Annotated in this window: 16 protein-coding genes; 10 read left to right on the forward strand and 6 right to left on the reverse strand. The window is 40.6% G+C overall.

The window, feature by feature from the left end; all coding sequences use genetic code 11:
• The first annotated feature begins 144 nt into the window (after positions 1–144).
• The 4 genes from NPUN_RS05940 to NPUN_RS05950 all read left to right on the forward strand — a co-directional run bounded on the left by NPUN_RS05940 (position 145) and on the right by NPUN_RS05950 (position 3,810).
• Positions 145–873, forward strand: a complete 729-nt coding sequence (locus NPUN_RS05940; RefSeq protein WP_012407914.1) for an ABC transporter ATP-binding protein — start codon at positions 145–147, stop codon at positions 871–873.
• Positions 874–1,771: 898 nt separating this feature from the next.
• Positions 1,772–1,894 (forward strand): HAMP domain-containing histidine kinase, encoded by a 123-nt coding sequence (locus NPUN_RS44035; protein WP_193372254.1) that lies wholly within the window; start codon positions 1,772–1,774, stop codon positions 1,892–1,894.
• A 371-nt stretch (positions 1,895–2,265) separates the two neighbouring features.
• On the forward strand, positions 2,266–2,601 hold the full coding sequence (gene petJ, locus NPUN_RS05945; RefSeq protein WP_012407915.1) for a cytochrome c6 PetJ: 336 nt from the start codon (positions 2,266–2,268) through the stop codon (positions 2,599–2,601).
• Positions 2,602–2,886: 285 nt separating this feature from the next.
• A complete protein-coding gene (locus NPUN_RS05950) occupies positions 2,887–3,810 on the forward strand; it encodes a tetratricopeptide repeat protein (protein WP_012407916.1) in 924 nt (307 codons plus the stop codon).
• Between the two features lie 11 nt (positions 3,811–3,821).
• On the opposite strand, the gene NPUN_RS05955 is transcribed toward NPUN_RS05950, so the two are convergent.
• Positions 3,822–4,472, reverse strand: a complete 651-nt coding sequence (locus NPUN_RS05955; RefSeq protein ID WP_012407917.1) for a Uma2 family endonuclease — start codon at positions 4,470–4,472, stop codon at positions 3,822–3,824.
• A 247-nt stretch (positions 4,473–4,719) separates the two neighbouring features.
• Here NPUN_RS05955 and NPUN_RS05960 point away from each other — a divergent pair, with 247 nt between their 5' ends.
• Both NPUN_RS05960 and NPUN_RS05965 read left to right on the forward strand, forming a co-directional pair.
• Complete coding sequence (locus NPUN_RS05960) at positions 4,720–6,801, forward strand: TonB-dependent receptor plug domain-containing protein (RefSeq protein WP_012407918.1); 2,082 nt, start codon at positions 4,720–4,722, stop codon at positions 6,799–6,801.
• Between the two features lie 179 nt (positions 6,802–6,980).
• Entirely contained in the window at positions 6,981–7,277 is a 297-nt protein-coding gene (locus tag NPUN_RS05965) for a hypothetical protein (RefSeq protein WP_012407919.1), read from the forward strand.
• A gap of 182 nt (positions 7,278–7,459) precedes the next feature.
• Here the strand turns inward: NPUN_RS05965 and NPUN_RS05970 are convergent, their stop codons facing one another.
• Positions 7,460–7,930: a GNAT family N-acetyltransferase gene (locus tag NPUN_RS05970; RefSeq protein WP_012407920.1), complete on the reverse strand. Its 471-nt coding sequence runs from the start codon at positions 7,928–7,930 to the stop codon at positions 7,460–7,462.
• A 413-nt stretch (positions 7,931–8,343) separates the two neighbouring features.
• Between NPUN_RS05970 and NPUN_RS05975 the strand changes: the two genes are divergently transcribed.
• On the forward strand, positions 8,344–8,733 hold the full coding sequence (locus NPUN_RS05975; protein WP_041565937.1) for a hypothetical protein: 390 nt from the start codon (positions 8,344–8,346) through the stop codon (positions 8,731–8,733).
• On the opposite strand, the gene ptsP is transcribed toward NPUN_RS05975, so the two are convergent.
• The 3 genes from ptsP to NPUN_RS05990 all read right to left on the reverse strand — a co-directional run bounded on the left by ptsP (position 8,734) and on the right by NPUN_RS05990 (position 13,503).
• Entirely contained in the window at positions 8,734–11,253 is a 2,520-nt protein-coding gene (gene ptsP, locus NPUN_RS05980; RefSeq protein ID WP_012407922.1) for a phosphoenolpyruvate--protein phosphotransferase, read from the reverse strand. It abuts the gene before it with no gap.
• An 88-nt stretch (positions 11,254–11,341) separates the two neighbouring features.
• On the reverse strand, positions 11,342–12,538 hold the full coding sequence (locus NPUN_RS05985; protein ID WP_012407923.1) for a phosphodiester glycosidase family protein: 1,197 nt from the start codon (positions 12,536–12,538) through the stop codon (positions 11,342–11,344).
• A 491-nt stretch (positions 12,539–13,029) separates the two neighbouring features.
• Entirely contained in the window at positions 13,030–13,503 is a 474-nt protein-coding gene (locus tag NPUN_RS05990) for a hypothetical protein (RefSeq protein ID WP_012407924.1), read from the reverse strand.
• A gap of 199 nt (positions 13,504–13,702) precedes the next feature.
• Between NPUN_RS05990 and NPUN_RS05995 the strand changes: the two genes are divergently transcribed.
• A complete protein-coding gene (locus NPUN_RS05995; RefSeq protein ID WP_012407925.1) occupies positions 13,703–14,881 on the forward strand; it encodes a GNAT family N-acetyltransferase in 1,179 nt (392 codons plus the stop codon).
• A 274-nt stretch (positions 14,882–15,155) separates the two neighbouring features.
• On the opposite strand, the gene NPUN_RS06000 is transcribed toward NPUN_RS05995, so the two are convergent.
• Positions 15,156–17,252, reverse strand: coding sequence for a cytochrome-c peroxidase (locus tag NPUN_RS06000; protein WP_012407926.1), 2,097 nt, complete (start codon positions 17,250–17,252; stop codon positions 15,156–15,158).
• Between the two features lie 286 nt (positions 17,253–17,538).
• On the opposite strand from NPUN_RS06000, the gene NPUN_RS06005 reads away from it, so the two are divergent.
• Together NPUN_RS06005 and NPUN_RS06010 are read left to right on the forward strand one after the other, a co-directional pair.
• Positions 17,539–18,462 (forward strand): DMT family transporter, encoded by a 924-nt coding sequence (locus NPUN_RS06005; protein ID WP_012407927.1) that lies wholly within the window; start codon positions 17,539–17,541, stop codon positions 18,460–18,462.
• A gap of 430 nt (positions 18,463–18,892) precedes the next feature.
• Positions 18,893–20,602: an alpha/beta hydrolase gene (locus tag NPUN_RS06010; protein ID WP_012407928.1), complete on the forward strand. Its 1,710-nt coding sequence runs from the start codon at positions 18,893–18,895 to the stop codon at positions 20,600–20,602.
• Positions 20,603–20,655 lie beyond the last annotated feature (53 nt).

Here is a 20,655-nt window from a genome sequence, read left to right on the forward strand (position 1 = left end):
ATTTTGAGCGGAAAGCGCCACAAGAAATAATACGTCCTTGCCTCAAGCCCCTAAATTTAATTTATGGGTTTCTCCCACTGTTCCCCACTCTCTGCCCCTTTTCCTCTTTTTGACCAATGACAAACTACAAATGACAAATGACAAATGACAAATGACTATTTACTAGATGTTCAAAATGTCCATGCTGGATACATCAAAGATGTAGATATCCTACAAGGTGTGAATTTCCTGGTTGCCCCAGGAGAATTGGTAACAGTGATAGGCCCCAATGGTGCTGGTAAATCTACTTTGGCAAAAGCAATTTTTGGGCTTTTGATCCCCCACACAGGCACAATTACCTTCAAAGGTGAAAATATCGTGGGGCTAAAGTCCAATGAAATTGTTCAACGAGGAATGTGTTATGTACCACAAATCGCCAATGTTTTCCCCTCTCTCAGTGTTGAAGAGAACTTGGAGATGGGTGCTTTTGTACTTAATGTTCCTCTGAAACCAATTAAAGATAAAATATTTACTATGTTCCCCAAACTGAGCGATCGCCGTCGTCAACGGGCTGGTACTCTCTCTGGAGGAGAACGCCAGATGCTAGCGATGGGCAAAGCTTTGATGTTGGAACCTAGTTTGCTGATTTTGGATGAACCATCTGCTGCTTTATCCCCGATCTTAGTGACACAAGTATTTGAGCAGATTAAACAAATTAATCAGGCGGGAACTGCGATCGTATTAGTAGAACAAAATGCCCGTAAAGCCTTAGAGATGGCTGATCGCGGCTATGTACTGGAGTCTGGACGCGATGCTATCTCGGGCCTTGGTCAAGAACTGTTGAACGATCCTAAAGTGGGTGAACTATATCTGGGAGCAGGTAAAAGACATTAACCATCTTTAATCACTCTTGCCCCCATTCAACATAACACCACTTTAAATAAGGAAACTTCACGAGCCGATAGCGATGTCGAAGGCGTTCTGCGCCTACGCTATCTATAAACTAATACAAAAGCTATAACAATTCCTGCCACTGCCGCGACCGTCGTTTTCGATGCTCAAAGAATTCTCCCCAATAATCCTTGCGTTTCTAATCACATCTACAGCAGGTAAAAAGGGAAAACAGGACATTCATTCAGGAAAAAATTATAAAAATGCAAATTAACCGGATTTGCCAGAACCCAATTGAACAAGAGGGCGTACTAAACTTCCTATATATAAAGCTCTGCATCAGTTTTTGATATAATTCTGAGTCAAAATAACGACTCCAAAGCCGCTCCAGAGGAAACCTGGAGCGTTTTTCATGGTATAAAAACGCCTATGTTTACCCCAATCAAAATTGATTGAGTGCTTTTGGCAATTTGGCATCCAAAATTTTTCTATTCCAGTTTTAATTGATATATCAGCAGGGTTACTGGGACATTGAGAAACTTCTACAAGGGATCGATTCCCGTCTCAAAAATCCCACCCAATGGCCAGTTGTTGACGCTCAGGCTCTGTAAACTACCTTAAATGGTGGATGCAGTAAACAAGCAGAGCAAGCGTCACCGCTTCATCACAACTGGCTAGAAATCAAACAGAAAACACATAGTTCGTTAAAGGTTGCTCTCCTAGCTCATCCATTCTTTTTATGGCATTGCGTAGAGGAGGAGCATTAGGTTCATTAAGCAAGCGTAGCTGAGAATTGTATCGGGCCAGTGATAAGTTAGGCGCACTCACAAATTTGGTTACTCAACAGCTAGAGGAATTACTCAACTCATTGAGTGCTGCAAAGGCGTTGAAGCCGAAGTAGATGCAAAGCGGCTTGTCGTCAGACATCGCTCGGCAGATTGTTGAAGAAACCCACGGTGGAAAATTGAGTTTTAGCTCGGTTATTGGTGAAGGCATGGAATTTCTCATTGAACTACCTGTGTAAAATTTTAAAGTTATTTCTTTACAAAGAAATACATATATCTGGCAACACTCAATATAGAAGTTTTAAGAATTTACTAATTGGCAATTTTGCACAAAGACTCTTATAGATAAATTAGTTTTTTTACCTAATTAATCCGTTTTTCTCGTCTTAATAAAGACATATTAAGTCAAAGATAAACTGATTCAGATTTTCTGAAAAAATGAAAAGTAATTTTTAGCTAGATATAACTCTGTGCTAAAATTTAAAACATTCAAAATTTCAAAGCTTTAAAACTAAGTTTGACAGGATGTCGTTTGACTATAAGAGCGGCTCAACTGACAATTATGGAGGATATTGCACCGAATAAGCCGTTATTGTAGAGGGAACACCAAATGAAAAAAATGATTAAAGTCATATTGTTAGGCATAGCAATCTTCACCTTTGCCTTCAGTAGCCCAGCTTTTGCAGGAGATGCCGTTAGTGGAGCTAAAGTATTTAGTGCTAATTGTGCTTCTTGTCATGCGGGAGGTAAGAATCTGGTTCAAGCAGCAAAAAACCTGAAGAAGGAAGCTTTGGAAAAGTATGGTTTGTACTCAGCAGAGGCAATTATTGCCCAAGTTACAAATGGTAAAAATGCTATGCCTGCCTTCGGCAAACGTTTGAAAGCTGACCAAATTGAAAATGTAGCTGCTTACGTGCTTTCACAAGCAGACAAGGGCTGGAAGTAGATTAATATCTAATACCATTTCTCTATGAAGATGCGCTTAGAAGATTGACGTAAAACTACAAATTGCAGGAGCAATTTATGAATTGCTCCTACGTGAATAAAGTGCAGTCTCACATAGAATTGGTATAACTTCAAAAATTAACAATTAGCGGGACAAAAAGCCCCGCTAATTTTAGGTTTGCCAAAATTGTCAAATAGGATGTTTATACCAATTTTGGATTAATAGTCTTGATAAAAAGACTGTTCCAAGAACATCAAACACTATTACCTATCCTAATTTGGTACTATGAGTAATTTATGGCGATTATTTATCAGTGTAATTATTGCTTTTTCTCTCACTTTTTTGACTTTATCTGCACATTCAGCACCCGTTTCCATTACCCAAATTACAGCGAGTAATTTTTTGGAATTAGGTGTAGATAAGATGCGGCGGGGTAGTTACCAGGAAGCAATAGAGAGTTTTAATCAGGCAATTGAAGTTGAGAAAGATTTTGCTGTAGCTTACAGCGATCGCTGTCTTGCTTATCTTCAATTACAAGATTACCATCAAGCGATCGCAGATTGTACCCAAGCTATAAATTTTGCACCTAATCACTCTGAGGCTTATCTGAACCGGGGTTTGGCACTTTACAGACAAGGGGATTATTCCGGTGCCATCGTTGATTATAATCAAGCGATCGCACTTAAACCATCCGATTTTCGAGCTTACTACAACCGAGGGTTAGCCTTTGCAGGGGATGGGAAAGACTCGGAGGCAATTCTTGACTTTAATTTAGCTTTAACTCAAATTCCCCGAATTACTAGCTTACTGCTTGCAGATATCTACAATGACCGAGGTTTGGCGCATTTTGTCTTACAAGATATCCAAGCAGCGATGCTCGACTTTAATCTAGCAATTCGTCTCAACGCTAACGATTATAGAGCGTACTTTAACCGGGGTTGTACTTGCGGCCGAAATGGAGATGACTTTGGTGCAGTGCGTGATTTTTCCCACGTCATCAGACTCAACCCCAGTAATGCCCAGGCTTACGTTAATCGGGGAGTAGCTCACTATCGCTTAGGATATCATTTAGGAGCTATATCTGATTTACAAAAAGCATCTGAGTACTTTTACAATCAAGGAAAGAAAGTTGCCTACGAAAAAACTTTAGATTTACTGAAGAATCTGCGACAACAAATTTCGTCTGCAACGGAAATCGCTCTTTTGTAAGACTGTAAAGACTATACAGGGTATCCACCAGCTTGAAAAATCTGTTCTGCGGTTAAATTTAATTCGGGGAAAGTAGGTGAGATAATGCGTTCCCCGCAGGGGTTGCCGCAGGCATCGCTACCTCGAAACTGGCTGACTTGATATTCTCCCTCAATTAAGATGTAAAGCGAGACAGTTGCTTGTTTGGGGTTGCCAATAAATCGCCTACCGCCTAAAGCAGCATAGTCTACAATCCAGTATTCTGGTATGCCTACAGCCTCATAGTCAGCAGCTTTTTTTAAATAATCATCACGCCAATTGCTACTTACCACCTCAATTACTAAGGGTATTGATTCCGCTTGGCTTACAGTAGATTCTTTTTTCCACAGAGGTTCATTTACCAAATTAGGAAGATTTAATATCAGTACATCTGGTGAGTAAGCCGATTCACTTTCAAGCGGTTTTACAAGTACTGTTTTCGGAATGCTATAAGGTAAGTTGATGCGACTATATTCTAGAATAAGTTTCTGAACTAAAAATACGATAATCTGTTCATGATCGCCTGTAGGTTGCGGCATCTCTACAATTACTCCATCATGCAATTCATAACGTTTTCCTGTGTTGTCGGGATATTTAGCAACGAATTCGTCAAATGTAACTAGTTTGCGTAAGGCTTGAATCATAAATTATTGCCTTTTATTCTGTTTATGAAGCGTCCAGTTTTCTTAATGCTAACGTAATTTATAATTAGTACGTAATAGCAAATTATATAGCAATACTGACTCATCTTTGAACAACAATATTCCCAACTTTTTAGAAAAGTGGGGAATCGAAATCTGTGGAAATATGACAGCGTGTCTTTTGACACGATTTTACTTTTACAGCAAAAATACTACGTGGTGACTATTTTTACTTGGTGTGAAAGAGAACGTGAAAAAAGATTTTTTGTTGCTAACAGTTGCTTTACCGGGTTTACTGATAGCATTTCCTAGCTTTGCTGCTGAGAGTGAAATTGAGCAGAGAAATACTGATAAATCAACCGAAGTCATTTCCGATATTCAGAGTTTGAGTGAAGTTGAGCTACCCGCCACTAATGCCGAATTATTAACTCAACAATCTACACCGAGTGAAGTTAACCCAGAAACTCAGCCAGATTATACAGATGATGCAGACATTTCTATAGAAGCGATCGCAGAACCAGACAACCTACCTCAATCTACACCAACATACGTAATTGATAAAGAAGAAATTCAAAAGCAGGGCGCGACAAGTTTAGCGGATATTTTAAAAAGAATGCCTGGTTTTGCAATTAATGATGTAGGTCACGGTGCAGATATTCACACAGGTACATACTATCGCGGAGCCTCAATTAATCAGTCTGTATTTCTAATTAATGGCAGACCAATTAACAATAATATCAACACTTATCATGGTGGAACTGACTTAAATAGCATTCCTGTAGAGGCGATTGAACGAGTGGAATTATATAGCGGTACAGCCTCCGCTTTGTATGGTTCTTCAGCCTTTGGGGGAGTTGTGAATATCATCACCAAAGAAGGTTATGGTAAACCTCAATTGAGCGCTAGTGCAGAATTTGGCTCATTGAGTTTAAATAATCAACAAGTAACTTATGGTGGTTCATCCAATAATGTCAAATATAACTTTAGCTTTGAAAGATTCTTTACAGATAACCGTTATCGCGTGCCTGTAGGTGCAGCAAATCGTGATGAACAGGGATTTTTATCAAATGCAGATACAGCTACAAGTATCTACTTCGGTAGCATTGGACTAGATTTAGATAAAAAAAATTCGTTGAATTTAGATGTTACCGCACTCAGCAGTCGTCGCGGCTTAATTTATTTTGGTTTTCCTCTGCAAAGAGATAGATTAGACCACGATGGTTTAAACGTTGGCTTATCTTGGAAAACTCGACTAGGTAATGGGGAAAGTTCTAATCTGACAACTTCAATTGGTTATAACCAAGATTATTTTAGCACTTATGGCCCTACAGGAGCATTTTACCGTACAGGAGCTTTAGATACACAACAACTGACAGCCAGGGTAGATCATGAGTGGAAAGTTACTTCCAATAATAAATTGCGCTGGGGATTAGATTTGAAAAACACCGATTTAATTGGTGATGTTTTGAGTACGAATCCTAATAGGATTGCCACTAATGAAACTGAAGATAGGAGTTTGTTTAATACAGCTTTATTTGCTGTGAATACTTGGAATATTAGTGATGATTTTCTGATAGATTTAGGGCTAAGGCAAAGTTTTGACAGTCAGTTTGGAAATTATCTTAACCCTAGTGTTGGGTTACGTTATGCCGTCACACCATTAGTAGCAGTGCGTGGAAGTTGGGCAGGAGCGCAACGCAATCCTGGGTTAGATCAGTTGTATGTTTATGATACAGTTCATGGTTGGGAACCAAATCCTGATTTAAGACCAGAAACTGGCTCTACTTGGAGTGCGGGAGTAGATGTAAATTTTTCAGATAATCTGATTGGACAGTTTACTTACTTTGGTAGTAGTATAGGCGATCGCTTGGGAGTCATCGCCGGCAGATGGGAAAACATTGGACTAGTTGATACCAATGGTTTAGAGGTTGCATTGCAATTAAGAATTGCGGCTGGTTGGTCAACTTTCCTCAACTACACTTATACAGATGCTCAAATAAAAACAGGCTCAGAGAGAGGTTTACAGTTAGGTTTGATTCCCTACTCTGTACTACAAACTGGTTTGGGTTATCAAAATTCAGGTTGGCAGGCTAATTTGTATGTTACCTACAACAGTGGCACTCGCAGAGCCTTCTTTACAAACCCTGGTGACACGATTACAGATTTTTCGCCTTCTTTCGTAAATTTAGATTTGAGCGGTCGTGTACCTGTAACTAGCAATGTAGGATTGACGGTTTACTTAGAAAATCTCCTCGGTGAGCAATATGAGCGAGTTAATCGCATTTATAGCCCTGGATTTACTTTTCGTGTGGGTTTAAGCGCCAATTTTTAGGTATCTATTTTCCTCTCTGCGTTCTCTGTGACTCTGCGGTTTAAAAGTTATTTATTGAACCACGGAGGCGCAGAGAACACAGAGAATTTGATAGCACCACTATGCAACATTGTGCGTTAGGCTAAAGCCGTAATGTACCCTATTTAATATTTACTTTTAATCTAAAATCTAAAATTGCGATGAGAGCTAGAATTGACAATCAAATACTTTTTATCTACCACGAAGATTTACCAGAGTTTAAGAAAGGTGGTTCGGTGGTAAGGAATTCTTATTTCTGGGCGTTACGTTCAATTGCTGCTCATGCTTCGCGTTATCGTGATTGGGAATACGAACCGGAGGTTTGGCTAGCGCTTTCACGAATGCTGTTGTCTTTTGCTGAATCAGGGTATTTGGGTCTTAGAGAAACCTTACTGGAGTTTCCTTTCTCTCAAGGGGAAATTCCTAGTTTGCTGCGAGATGTGTCTACTTTTGAGTAGGGTTGCCGCCGCGAGTAAAGGACGCGAAGCCTCAAAGTAGGCATTCCCAGTCGGAGGCTGGAAATCAGATAATCTCTCAAAGTTTTCTTGCTTACTAAAAACGTTTAATGGCAAGAGATACTCACCCAACAGTTGCAATCATAGATGAATATTGTGAAAATATGCGCGATGCAAATAAGTTTTCAGATGGGATATTGATACTTCATAAATACTACAAAAGCTTTTAATAAACTCTTTCGTAATTGAGACAAGCGGAACTTAGACTTGAGTGATACTGGTAATTCCTCATAGCTGACAGGGATAAAGCCTCTTTGAGCGTAAAAAATTTCTAATTGATGTTCTAAACATTTTAAATAAAGCGGTTGAGTAGATTGAGCAATTAAATGCTGTATTAAAAAAGTCCCTAATCCTTGATTTCGGTAAGCTGGTACAACAAATAGACTACCAAGCTCTTGTGCAAATTTAAAGTTTCGCAACTGTCCGAAAGCGACTAAAAAGCTATCATGCTCAATAACCAAAAATTGCTGCCATTTTAGTTGGGAAGGGTCAAGCCTTCCTCTAATAATAAATAAAAAAACTAACCACATATCAGAAGGTTTCGCTTTGCGAATAATGTACCCATGTGGCAATAAATAATTATGTATATTATTCATATAGTCATGTAATGATACTTTTAATATGCCTTAATGAATTAGAGTTTCAGTCTAGATTATGAATAATCAGTTTTTAATAATTACAGCAAATTTCAAGTGAATGAATTACAGCATATAAATCCAATTAAGTGAGGCAGCAATTTCATGGCGGCGCGGCGACAGCATTTGCTTGTTGAGCGACAGCTTGAATCGCCGTCTCTGTTAAAAGAAGGGTAAAAAGTGTTCGCGATAAGCGAAGCTTAAGCGTTCTCCTACTGTAACTAATATTACATGACTACAATAATGCTTGAACTCATCGGGCACTCAAATGAGGTTCAATCCGTCACGACTAGCCATCATGCCCAAACTTTGGTTGAAGTAAGGGCAGTTGTGAGAAGACAATTAAAATACACTAGTTAGTGGAAGAAGATAACGTGAAAATAGCGATTATTGCTAAAACATTACTTACACCTATATGTTTGTTAGCTTTATTTACCCCAAGTCAAGCATCGGCTCAACTCATACCGCAACCTTGGGTTTCAGTCGGTGGAAAAGATGGTGATATAACTTATGCTGTAGGCGCTAGAGCTTTAAATTTTGGGGTTGAGCTAGGAACTGGCCCTGATGGCGCTACGGGAGTAGATGTTTTAAAATTTATCAGTTTGCCTGTCATCTCACCTTATGTAGGAGTTGGACTTTACTCAGAAGATAAAGGTGTTGCAGTTTCCGGTGGTGTTCAGGTAGGTGCTACTGATAACGTTTTTGTTGGTGCTGGTTACAATTCTATTCGTGGCTTTAACGGGCAACTGGGAATCAGATTTTAACTAATTCGTAGGGGGAATAATTGAAGTTGAGATTATTTCTCTGACATGAACTGCGGAATCTTGTTGTAATGCTGATGCCGCGATCGCTTCACTCTCAACTATACTTAATCGAGCGATCGCTTGTTTCACTCCAGGTATACTTTGAGGGTTGACGCTCAACTCATCCAGCCCTAAACCTAATAAAATTGGTGTTGCTAAAGTATCTGCTGCCAATTCTCCACATAATCCTACCGAAATTCCGGCAGCATGAGCAGCTTGGATAGTTTGCTGCACCATTCGCAACACGGCTGGATGTAGCGCATCAACTAAATTTGCCACGCGGGGATTAGTGCGATCGCTAGCCATGACGTACTGACTCAGATCGTTAGTCCCTATACTAAAGAAGTCTACTTCAGCTGCTAATTGATCTGCGATCGCAACTGCTGACGGAACCTCCACCATAATCCCTACTTTCATCGCGGCATCAAAGGGGATACCAGCTTGATTTAATTCAGCCTGCACTTCACCCAAAATTACCTTAGCTGCACGTACCTCCGTCACAGTGGCAATCATCGGCAACATAATTTTAATTTGGTGTCCTACACTGGCTCTTAAAATTGCCCGTAACTGAGTTTTAAATAAATCCAAATGATCTAAACAGAAACGAATTCCCCGCCAACCTAAGAAAGGGTTTGCTTCTGGAAACCCGACTCTCAGATAAGGAAGTGGCTTATCACCACCGACATCTAAAGTACGAATAATTAGCGGACGATTATCTAAAACTTGGGCGATCGCCTGATACACTTCAAGTTGTTCTTCTTCTGTAGGGGCACTTGTCCGATCGAGATAGAGAAACTCTGTGCGGAGTAATCCCACTCCTTCTGCACCGCTAGCCACAGCAACTTGGACATCATTTATACTACCAATATTTGCGAAAACGCTAACTTGCCGACCATCAAGAGTAATTGCTGGCTGATGTGCTGTAGCTCGTGCTTCCTCCTGGGCAGTTTGCCAAGCCTCTCGCTTTGCCTCCAGTAAATCCAGGATATGTGATTCTGGTTCTACCCAAGCTTTGCCACTTTCACCATCAAGCGCCATGAGTGTACCATCTGCCAAATGCAACACCTGGGAATCCACTCCCAAAACTGCGGGAATACCCAATGTTCGGGCGATGATGGCGCTGTGGGAGGTGGCGCTACCAGAAGTTGTACAAATACCCAACACCATTCTCGGATCTAGTCTAGCGGTATCTGAGGGGGTTAAATCAGTTGCCACTAAAATTGCCGGTTCCGAAAGATGCAAGTTAGCAGGGGCATTCCCAGCTAGTAATCGCAGTACCCTTTGTCCTACGTCTACAACATCCTCAACTCGCTCTTGCAGATAAGCATCTTCAAGTGTTCGGTAAGAAGTCGCTACTTCATCTACGACGGCTTGCCAAGCTGCTTCAGCATTTATATAGTGATCTAAAATACGCTGATGAGCTGCTTCCAACAATACTGGATCTTCTAAAAATAGTAATTGAGCATCAAAGATGGCGGCTTCAGTGTCACCAATTTGCAGAGATGCTTGGGAAAAAACTGCTTGAATTTCTTGTTTGGCGGTGTGAATTGCTGCTTGTACTCTTTGCCACTCTGATTCAGGATTGTCTACATGATATTCCGTAATCGTAATGTGAGTGGGTTGATAATTAACCACAGGTGCGATCGCTACTCCCGCAGAAGCGGCAATTCCCGAAAGTTCGCCGTGAGTTGCTGGGGTAACTTCGTGGTGAAATACTGGTGGAGAATTCAAGACAACATTATCCTCACCAAAATTATTGGCGAATAACGCTTGTAATGCCGCCAGCGCTTCATCTGCATCCGAACCGGTGGCAGTAATTACTAGTTCGTGTCCTTGACGCACTCCTAAAGTGGTGACTTGGTTAATACTGTCACCCCGAACTAGCCCAGTATTTCTAGTTAAATTCTGCACCAGAATTTGCGATTGAAACCGGGCTGATGTTCCCACAAACTGGGCTGCGGGACGGGCGTGTAATCCTAAGCGATTGCTGACAATTAGCCGGATTTCTTTGACGGGAAGTTCTGAATTTCTTACTTCGATATTGTCACTGACAACTGACAACGGACTTACACCCAATTGAGTTGCTTTTGCTAGGAGTGCGCCGCGTGCTTCCGCCATGACTTGGTGAATGTTTTTACCAGCCGCCGCAGCTACCACAGCAGCTACTGCACCTTCTACTAGAGGTGCTTCACACAAATACACTTTTTGCTGCTGTGCTTCTGGCAAAAATTCGATCGCCATTTCTGCACTTAGCAAAGCACTACCCAAATCCATCAATACCAAAACACCATCATCAGAGAAAACAGAAGCGATCGCTTCATAAACCTGAATCGGATCTGTACCCAATGGATTTTCAGGATCTTCAATACCTGCTGCAACAGCGATGGAAACTTGGCCCCGAACCATTTGCGCGGCGAGTTCCCGCACACCTAGAGCTAATTGTTTACTGTGAGAGACGATAACAATTGCGATCGCTGCCATACCGCCAAACTTGTTAAGAGGTTTGCGTTTAGCTCGTTATCCATGACAATTTCCCATTCCGCACCGCTAAAAACAGCGTTTATCCCGATCACAATTGCAAGTCCCCGAAGATATTCCGGTCTTTCCAGCTAGAAATACGAATAAAATAGCCTTCTTCTACAGAAATACGTGGTATCCACTCATAAACACCATCGCTAGCGGTACGGGAAGAAATATTTTGGATAAGTTTGTTTCCATCGTACAGCTTAATCGAGACATCGCTATCAAAATTATCTCGCCACAATATTAGATAGGGCTGATCCTTCTTGGGAAGTACTTTAGCAGTTAGCTGACCAATCAGGATTTTTGGTGCTACCTGATTTTTAATTGTCTTACGGAATCCCAAATAATGAGGAAGATTTCGGAAGGCGGGATTTTCTTGCGGATTAGAAAGTTGGGGAACAATAATATTTCCGTTCTGGGAATTGAACAAATAAGTTGATCTGCCGCCATCAACAGTAATGATGTCGCCTTTAACTCCTAATTTACGTAATAAATCGGCTGCCTCATCCAGAGTTGCTTTGTTCACCGTCATAATCAACAATAACTCGTCACCTTTAACACCATCTTTGTCTAGAGTACCGATGACTTGATACTTATTTGCTTGGTTTTGAGCTAAGATTTTTGCTGGATGATCGCTGTATCGGTAAGTGACGATCGCATTTTTCACTCTATTTTGATTCAGAGGCACGCCGCTAACCTGGTTGTAATCGGTAATGTATGCCTGCTTATTATCCCAGACTAGAGCTTTGAGGCGAATATTACTATAGTATTTATCTTTTGGTTGTTTGATTGGGCCATAAGGGCTATTGCCACCACTGATGACTACACCATTTAATTTAATTGGAAAGGATAATTGAGTACTAGATTCGTATTGCTCAAAAAAAGAACAATTAATTATTGAAAAAACGTTATTTGAGTAAAGTTTCTTATATTCTTCTGCAACTTCAGAAAATAAATGTCTTTTGAAAAAAGGACTGTAATATTTACTTTCTCCCTGATAATATTTACCCTCATTTATACCCATATTATCTACTTTTCCGATAATTTGGTCTATGTGTATTTTGCGGAGATCGATAACTTGTAAATAGGCTTCATTCCCATTGGGTAATTCTTTTTTATATAAAGCCGCTCCGTCTATAGCATGGAGAGGCTGATAAGAAGATAAAGGGTTGAAAGTTTGGGCAATCCAAAAGCTACTCAGAATTGGCAGCAAAAAAAACAATAAATTGATTACAACATTCATGATTATTTAATTGATTTATAGCAATTCTAAATCATTCGTTAAAAATTAAAATTATATCCCCGACTTCTTCAAGAAGTCGGGGATATGGAGATCATTTATGATTGCTATGGGACTTATACATTGACAGTAAAAACCAAGTATAGATGATTTGAAAAACCAGATCCATCAGGGATATTAACCGAACTGTATTTTAAATGCTTTTGCGATCGCTCTCAAAATCTCAACGTTGAGCCTCTGAACTCGAAACTTCGACCTTTTTGCTCGAACGTTGAGCCTTTTAACTCGGAACTCCGACCTTTTTGCTCGAACGTTGAGCCTTTTAACTCGGAACTCCGACCTTTTTGCTCGAACGTTAAGCCTTTTAACTCGGAACTTCGACCTTTTTGCTTGAACGTTGAGCCTTTTAACTCGGAACTCCGACCTTTTTGCTCGAACGTTCAAACTTTGAGCTTTAAACTTGCACTTTAACAGTGCAATTGATAAATTATTTCCTACGGTGCTACCTGTTGAGACTTGACTTTCCGATTTTTACGAGAAAACCGTTGCCCCATTTCTTCAACCATCGTATCTAAACCTGTGCCCTGACCACTGACTTTAGCATAGTTATATACTTGCAAAGCGGCTGCATAAGCTTCGCTGCCTACTGCCAAGGATGTATCATCTACCAAATCTTGCAATTGTGTCAACGAGAGCAATAGTGGATACAACGCTTCAAATAACTGCACATCTTTCCGCATTTCATCTATGTCAAACGATCGCGGTAAGAACGCTGGGTTTTGCGTCGCCACTTCTAATGCTTTGCTTACAAACGCCCGACTTTTATCTCCCATCTTAGGTAAAGCTTTTCGGTCATCTGCACTCAAATCAACTAAAAATGGTAAGTTTTCTTTAATCGTAGCGATCGCTTGGAACACGGCATCTCTCTGTGTTTGTGCCAGTGTTGCACTAATTGAAGTCGTAGACATAAGAATAACTCTCCAGTATGTTTCTTTAATCTAGAGTGCCCAGATATACAAATTAAATTTCAATATGGTATTTCTATCTTGTCCGAACCGCGCGATCGCATAGTATATTTATCAAACAGAATTCAGGAGTCAGGAGTCAGAATCCAGAATGAATTCTGTATGACTGGCGGATGGTTTTGTAATACTAGTGGTATAAGAGATGATGGCTCAATTCGAATACAGCACTCTCGCCCATCCACAGGATATCCAGCAGTTGGAACATATCCTTGAACAGTGTTTCATCAGCGCCCTTGGTGGTGAGGAAGCTTACATCAACATGATTGGCGTAGAAAATTTCCGTATTATTCGGAGATTAGAGCAAGTAGCTGGTGGATTAGCAACTCTCGACATGGGTCAGTGGTGGGGTGGTCAACGTGTACCAATGACAGGAATTGCCGTAGTGGGCATTGCTCCAGAATATCGGGGTTCGGGGGCTGCGATCGCTCTTATGCAGCACACTCTCAAAGAACTTTACGATAGAGGTATAGCAATCTCCGCTCTTTATCCAGCTGTTCAAAGCTTGTATCGAAAAGTAGGTTATGAGCAGGGGGGTAGCTGGTGTATTTGGGAGATTGCTACCCAGAATATCCAAGTACGGGAGCAACCCCTACCTTTGGAATTAGTAGCAAGCATCAATCATGAAGTCTTTCATGAGCTATATCAGCAGCAGGCGAGACAAACGCATGGATATTTAGACCGACATCCAGCAATTTGGGAACGAATAATTCAACCAAATGATAAGGAAATAGTCTATACCTATTTGATTGGTACTAAAGACCAGCCCCAAGGCTACATCATTTTTACTCAAGAGCGAACAAATAATGGTGAAATCCTCTTTGTAAAAGATTGGGTACTGACTACAGTTGCTGCTGCACAAACTTTCTGGTCTTTTCTAGCAAGTCATCGCTCTCAAATTCAACAGGTGCGATGGAAGAGTTCTGCAATTGATTCTCTGACATTGCTGCTACCAGAGCAAACTGCCAAGATTCAGACTACGAGTCGTTGGTTGCTGCGGATAATAGATGTCGTTAAGGCGCTGGAATTGCGTGGTTATCCACCGGGAATCCAAGCCGAATTGCACTTAGAAATTCAAGATAATTTGCTAACTGAAAATAATGGTAAATTTATTCTTTCTGTTGCTAACGGACGTGGAGAAGTTACAAAAGGTGGAAAGGGTGAATTGCAGCTAGATATCCGGGAATTAGCGCCATTATATACAAGCTTGTTTACCCCCTACCATTTGCAAATAGCGGGAAAACTGAATGGTACAGAAACGGCTATTTTAACAGCTACGCAAATATTTGCAGGTGCTTCGCCTTGGATGGCTGATTTCTTTTAAAGAATTGGGAATTGGGAATCGGGCATTGGGCAATACAGTTCAGTTAAGCATTTCTTTATTCTCTCAGTGCTCTCTGCGTCTCTGTGGTTAGTAAAAAATTGACTTTGGTAAGAGTTACTTACTTAAACAGACAAGGGGCTTAAGCCCTTTGTCTTAAACCCCTTGTTAAAAGTAGTTTTCGTTGGTGTTGAATTTCGTTCCTCAATCCAACCTAAACCTATTAAAAAGAAAGGTTTATGATTTTTCTTTGATTAAGGTAATAGAAAATGGCTAGTTAGCTCAAGAAATTTGGAGTACCACTACCACCATTCTTACCAACAGCAGGAATTTCTAATAGACTATCTGTAGCTTTGCCACTACCGTCATTGATAACGGATGTAGAGCTACCTGATGGATGTCCATTGGGGACGAACAGTTGCGGGTGGTCAAAAGGCGCTTTTTCATACCGAACTCGCTCATCAGTCAGACCTTTTAAAAAGGCGACTAATTGCTGTTTTTCTTCCGGTGAGAGACCCAGTGGGGGAAGAAGCCTCAAGTTACCACCCTGATTGTAAAAATCAATCACTTGCTCTAAGGTTGCATGACCTCCATTGTGGAAGTAGGGAGCAGTGAGTTCCACATTGCGAAGTCCAGGTGCTTTGAAGGCTCCGTCTGCAAACACAAATTCAGTAGGATTCAACGGTGGATTGAAGGTGGGAGGGTTTTCGCCAAGGAGAAGCTGAAATTTCCCTAACTGAGCCAATCGTGCTTCTGAAAGCGGATTACCGAAAGCGTCCTTACTACCTAAACTAGGATCTTCTGTAGTAGGTGTGACACCGATATTAAAAAAGCCAGTGTCTTCAGGGGAGTTTGGCGGGAAGGGCGCACGTTTGATTCGTCCTTCTTTAGCGACATTGCTTGTTGAAGCAGCTGTCAATTCCGATCCAACGTGACAAGCAATACAGAAAGCTTTGCCCTCAAACAGTTGTTTCCCTTGTTGCTGCTCAGAAGTTAGGGCATTAGTTTTTCCTTCTAAGAAGCGATCGAAGGGTGTATCATTGGCAATGAGCGTAGACTCGTACAACTGAACTGCTAGCCCAAAGAATAGCGAGAAGTTGTACTCCATTAATGTGTACTCATTAGTCTCCAATGAGCGATCGGGCTTTTTGACAAAAGTCCTTCTACCTTCAGCATCAACTTGGATGAGTTGATTAGACTTCCACCACTCCGGCTTGAAAGCATCTTGAATTAGCTGCCCATAAGTTTTATCTTTGAGTCCGGGTTTGGGCGATCTACTATCTGCACCTAAAACGCTGTCTTGTGGATGTACTACCTGCTTACCTAGTGGTCTGAGAGGTAATAACTTTTTCGCAAGTTTTCGGGGAAGCTTTTTACCTTTACCAGCGCTGAGGGATCTTTTGTCGATTCGCCCGAACTTATCACCAATTTCTTGAAAAGTTCGACCATCAGCAGACGACTCAAAGGAACTGAGTGGCGGGCCAACCGCTTGAGATGCCAAAGATGCGTTTTTCAGACTGACTTTGACAAATTCTAGTTTATTTGGGTTTGCTGCTTTGGCGATCGCAGCATTAGGATCTCTTAAACCGAAGGGATTCACCCCATTAAAGATGTTTTGTGCCCTTCCGTCCCAAAAGTTGCGGAAGTTGAATGCTGAATTAATCACGGTTGGAGTGTTACGCGGCTCGACGCGGCGCACATTAACGCCTCCGACGTTAAACACTGGATCTGGCTCGTTTGTTACTTGGTCTTGTGCATTACCAGGTGTGACATCAACAAACTTACTATTGAAGATCCCCTGAGAAGAACTGACATCGTTACTATGGAAGGGAAAATCCCCTGGTTTGAGTTGGTAGTTTGGTAGACCACCAACATTAAAAACCGCATCTGGATTCTCTGTACCATCAGGGTTAATCCGTAAAAGTCCAGGAGCAATCTGATTTTTGGATCTATTGTCAGCCCCAGCATGGAAGTGACAACTAGCACAGGCGGTTACGCCGTCGCTCCCAACCTGTATATCCCAAAAAAGAGTTTTTCCTAACTTTATGGCAGCTACTTTGTCTTTTACGAAGTCTCCAAGATTGTCCGGCTCCGGAACCGATATGCTTTTGAGCGAAGGTAGAGGCGATGGCGTAACCTGTGCTGAGACAGTATTTCCAGCTATTATTGCTGCCATAATAATGACAGCAATTGTTATAGTCTTTAAAAATCTTGCTCTCAGGTAGTTAAGCTTGCCATATTTAAATCTCCACTCTTGGCGCTTTATTTTTGTCACCATAGATTTGAGCAAAAATCGACTTTTTGAGGTCAGTAGTAAGTAAAGGGATAAGCCTGTAATAGAAATTACTAAGCTTAAGTTGGGTAGAAACCCCATAATGCTTAGTAATAAAATAAAACTGAAACAAATTATACGTTTACGTGAGATCCTGAAATTTAATATTCATGTAAAGTAATTACGCTATTTACAAATTTTCTATGAACAAGAAACGCTATGATTTAGCACTAAAAATAAATTGAGTAAGGTCAATAAGCTGTTCTACATTTAATTTGTTTTTACTAAGCTATTAAGATAGATTGTCAAGAAAAGATTGTAAAATTTAGACATGCAAATTAGATACGTTTTAACTTATCATCAGCCCTACTTTGAGTAGGATACTTGAATGTCACTACATCAAAGTTCTGGTCGCTGGCGCTTAGGGCTAGTATTATCGCTATTAACGGTTTTATTGTGGGGAATTTTACCTATTGCTCTGGCAGTAATTCTGCAAGTACTTGATGTCTATACCGTCGTTTGGTTTCGATTTTCGGTATCATTTTTACTACTCGCTGTGTATTTAGGAATACGCGGCAAGTTACCAAAGTTAGAACAACTGCGTTCTGCTTCTTGGAAATTATTAGCGATCGCTACACTATTCTTAGGGAGTAATTACTTCTTTTTTACCCAAGGTTTATCACTAACATCACCTGCAAACGCTGAAGTTCTGATTCAATTATCTACTCTTTTATTAGGTTTCGGAGGGTTAGTGATTTTTAAAGAACGTTATCGGCTGTATCAATGGATTGGTGTCAGTGTAATGATTTGTGGTTATGTTCTATTTTTTCGCGAACAACTAACAAATCTAATTACAGCACATGGCACATATCTACTAGGTAGTGTTTTGATAGCGCTAGGATCAACGTCATGGGCTATTTATGCTTTAGCACAAAAGCAGTTATTACAATCTTTATCTTCTGCCAGCATCATGCTGATTATTTATGGAGGATGTGCTTTATTATTCACTCCTCTAGCCAAAGTAAAATCACTTTTGATACTCGATCCTTTCCATTTAGGAATGTTGCTTTTTTGTGCTTTTAATACTTTAATCGCTTACGGTGCTTTTTCTGAATCATTAGAACATTGGGAAGCATCGCGAGTAAGTGCCGTAATAGCTTTAGCTCCCATTGTGACATTAATATCAGTTGCAGTTGTATCAGTTATTGCACCTAATTGGATACCATCAGAACACTTCAGCTTGGTAGCAATATTGGGAGCAGGTTTAGTAGTTACAGGTTCAGTAGCGATCGCATTAGGAAAAGGCAATTAGTAGTAAGGATTTTCAGGATTTTTACTGTTTTATTTATCTATAGAATCCGTGCAACATTCAAAGCTACAACATAAATACTGAGGCAGAGTATTTTTTATTTGTTATGATTTGATAGTGAAGGCGAACTACGGGAGTCACTCATTATAAGATGGATACTTTACCCATCTGTGTGACACTGTAGGATCTGATTTTTGACTTTCTAGCCAAGAAAAAAATTCTTGAAGAAGAATTCATAAATCAGAATTCAGGAGTCAGATAAAGCTTTCTACATTCGCAAGTCATACACGATTCATACTGAATTATAACGACTGACTCCTAAATTCTGTTTTGATAAAATTGAGGCTAAAAAATTAAAGTAAACCAAGCAGGGTGTCCGAATAACTACCAAAGCCAACACCTGACAAAACCAGACCACCGAAACAGTTGAGCGATGAATAGTTTGTTTGGTAATTGGGCCAGCAGCCTCAGAAAGAATTCCCTATTGCTGGTTCTTTCAACACTGCTGCCAACGTTTGGGATTAGCAATTCTGTCTTGGCAGCAGAGCGGATTTATGCATCTTATTCAGCCTTAGAGCTTTCCATTTCAGTCAACACTTTAGAAAACTATGCCAAAACAGGTGTAATTAACGAAGATTTGGCAGCGTATCAGCAATATCTGCCTCTACAACAGCTTCCAGAATTGCGACGGATTTTACTTAATCGTGTAAAAGTTAGTCCGGTAGTACTTTCGCAACTTCTCTACACACCGCAAGGAGAATTTTTACTGCATCGGTTGGCGCAAGTCATTAAAACTAGTCAAGCAGAATCAAGATTTGGTACTTTGCGTTCGGCGCTAATTTTAGCCTCTGCTGAATCGGGAGGCTTGACACTTTTGAATGTTTTGCGTAAATATCCCAGCAGCAGCATTCGTCTTGATGTTGCAGAGACTTTAGAAATAGCTACGGAATTAGAGAAACTTGTTAACCAAACCCATAGTGCGATCGCAGCAGTTTCCCAAGAGTCTAAAATAGAAGCTGCTACCACTCCACAACCAAATCTCTCGCAATTGCCTGATTTAAAGGTTCCGGGAAAGTTTAAGTCGCAAAAGTACACCCTAAAGTTTTTCGACTCAAAGCGCAATCGGCTTTTATTAACTGATGTTTACATTCCCAATGTCCAGAAGACTACACCCGTAATTGTGATTTCTCATGGCTTGGGTTTAGATAGCAGCAACTTTCAATATTTAGCTACGCACCTATCTTCTTATGGATTTGCTGTTGTCGTTCCTAATCATCCTGGTAGCGATGCTAAACAATTACGTTCTCTGCTAAAGGGACACGCGAATGAAGTAGCAGAACCAGGTGAATTTCAAGACCGACCTTTGGATGTCACATATATATTGAATCAATTGGAAAAAGGTAATCAATCTGATTCAAGGTTTAAAGGTCGCTTAAATCTGCAACAAGTCGGAGTATTTGGTCAATCTTTGGGAGGCTACACAGCCTTAGCCTTAGCAGGCGCAAAAATCAACTTTGAGCAGCTAAAACAAGACTGTCAACCAGCAGCACTGCAAAAAACCTGGAATATGTCTTTACTGCTCCAGTGTCGCGCTTTAGAATTGAGCATCAGCAAGTCTGGCAAAGATTATAATCTGCGGGATGAGAGAGTAAAAGCTGCGATCGCAGTTAATCCCATTACTAGTTCTATTTTCGGCAAAGCTGGCTTAAGTCAAATCAAAACTCCAGTGATGATTGTCAGCAGTAGTGATGATACAGTTGCACCAGCTTTATCGGAGCAAATTCTACCTTTCTCCTGGTTTGCGAATTCCCAAAAGTATCTCGTCATGCTTGTAGGTGGTACTCACTTTTCCACTATTGGTAATGGCAATCCTGCAAATCAACAAGTAGCATTACCTACTGATATGATTGGCGATGCTTCTCAAGCGCGTCGTTACATGAATGTTTTAAGTTTACCTTTCTTCCAAACATACATTGCAGGAAAGCCACAATACACCCCTTACCTGAATGCCGCCTACACTCAAAGCATTTCTAGTAAGTCTCTTGGTTTAAGTCTTGTCAAGTCATTGAATACAACCGAATTAGCTCAATTGCTAGATATGCGAGGAGCCAAAACCGTAAAAAAAAAGTTCCCAACACCATAGTCAGCTTCGGATTTTGGATGTTGGATATTGGTGTTGCATTGCTGCATGTAATG

The organism is Nostoc punctiforme PCC 73102 (assembly GCF_000020025.1).
GTDB lineage: Bacteria > Cyanobacteriota > Cyanobacteriia > Cyanobacteriales > Nostocaceae > Nostoc > Nostoc punctiforme.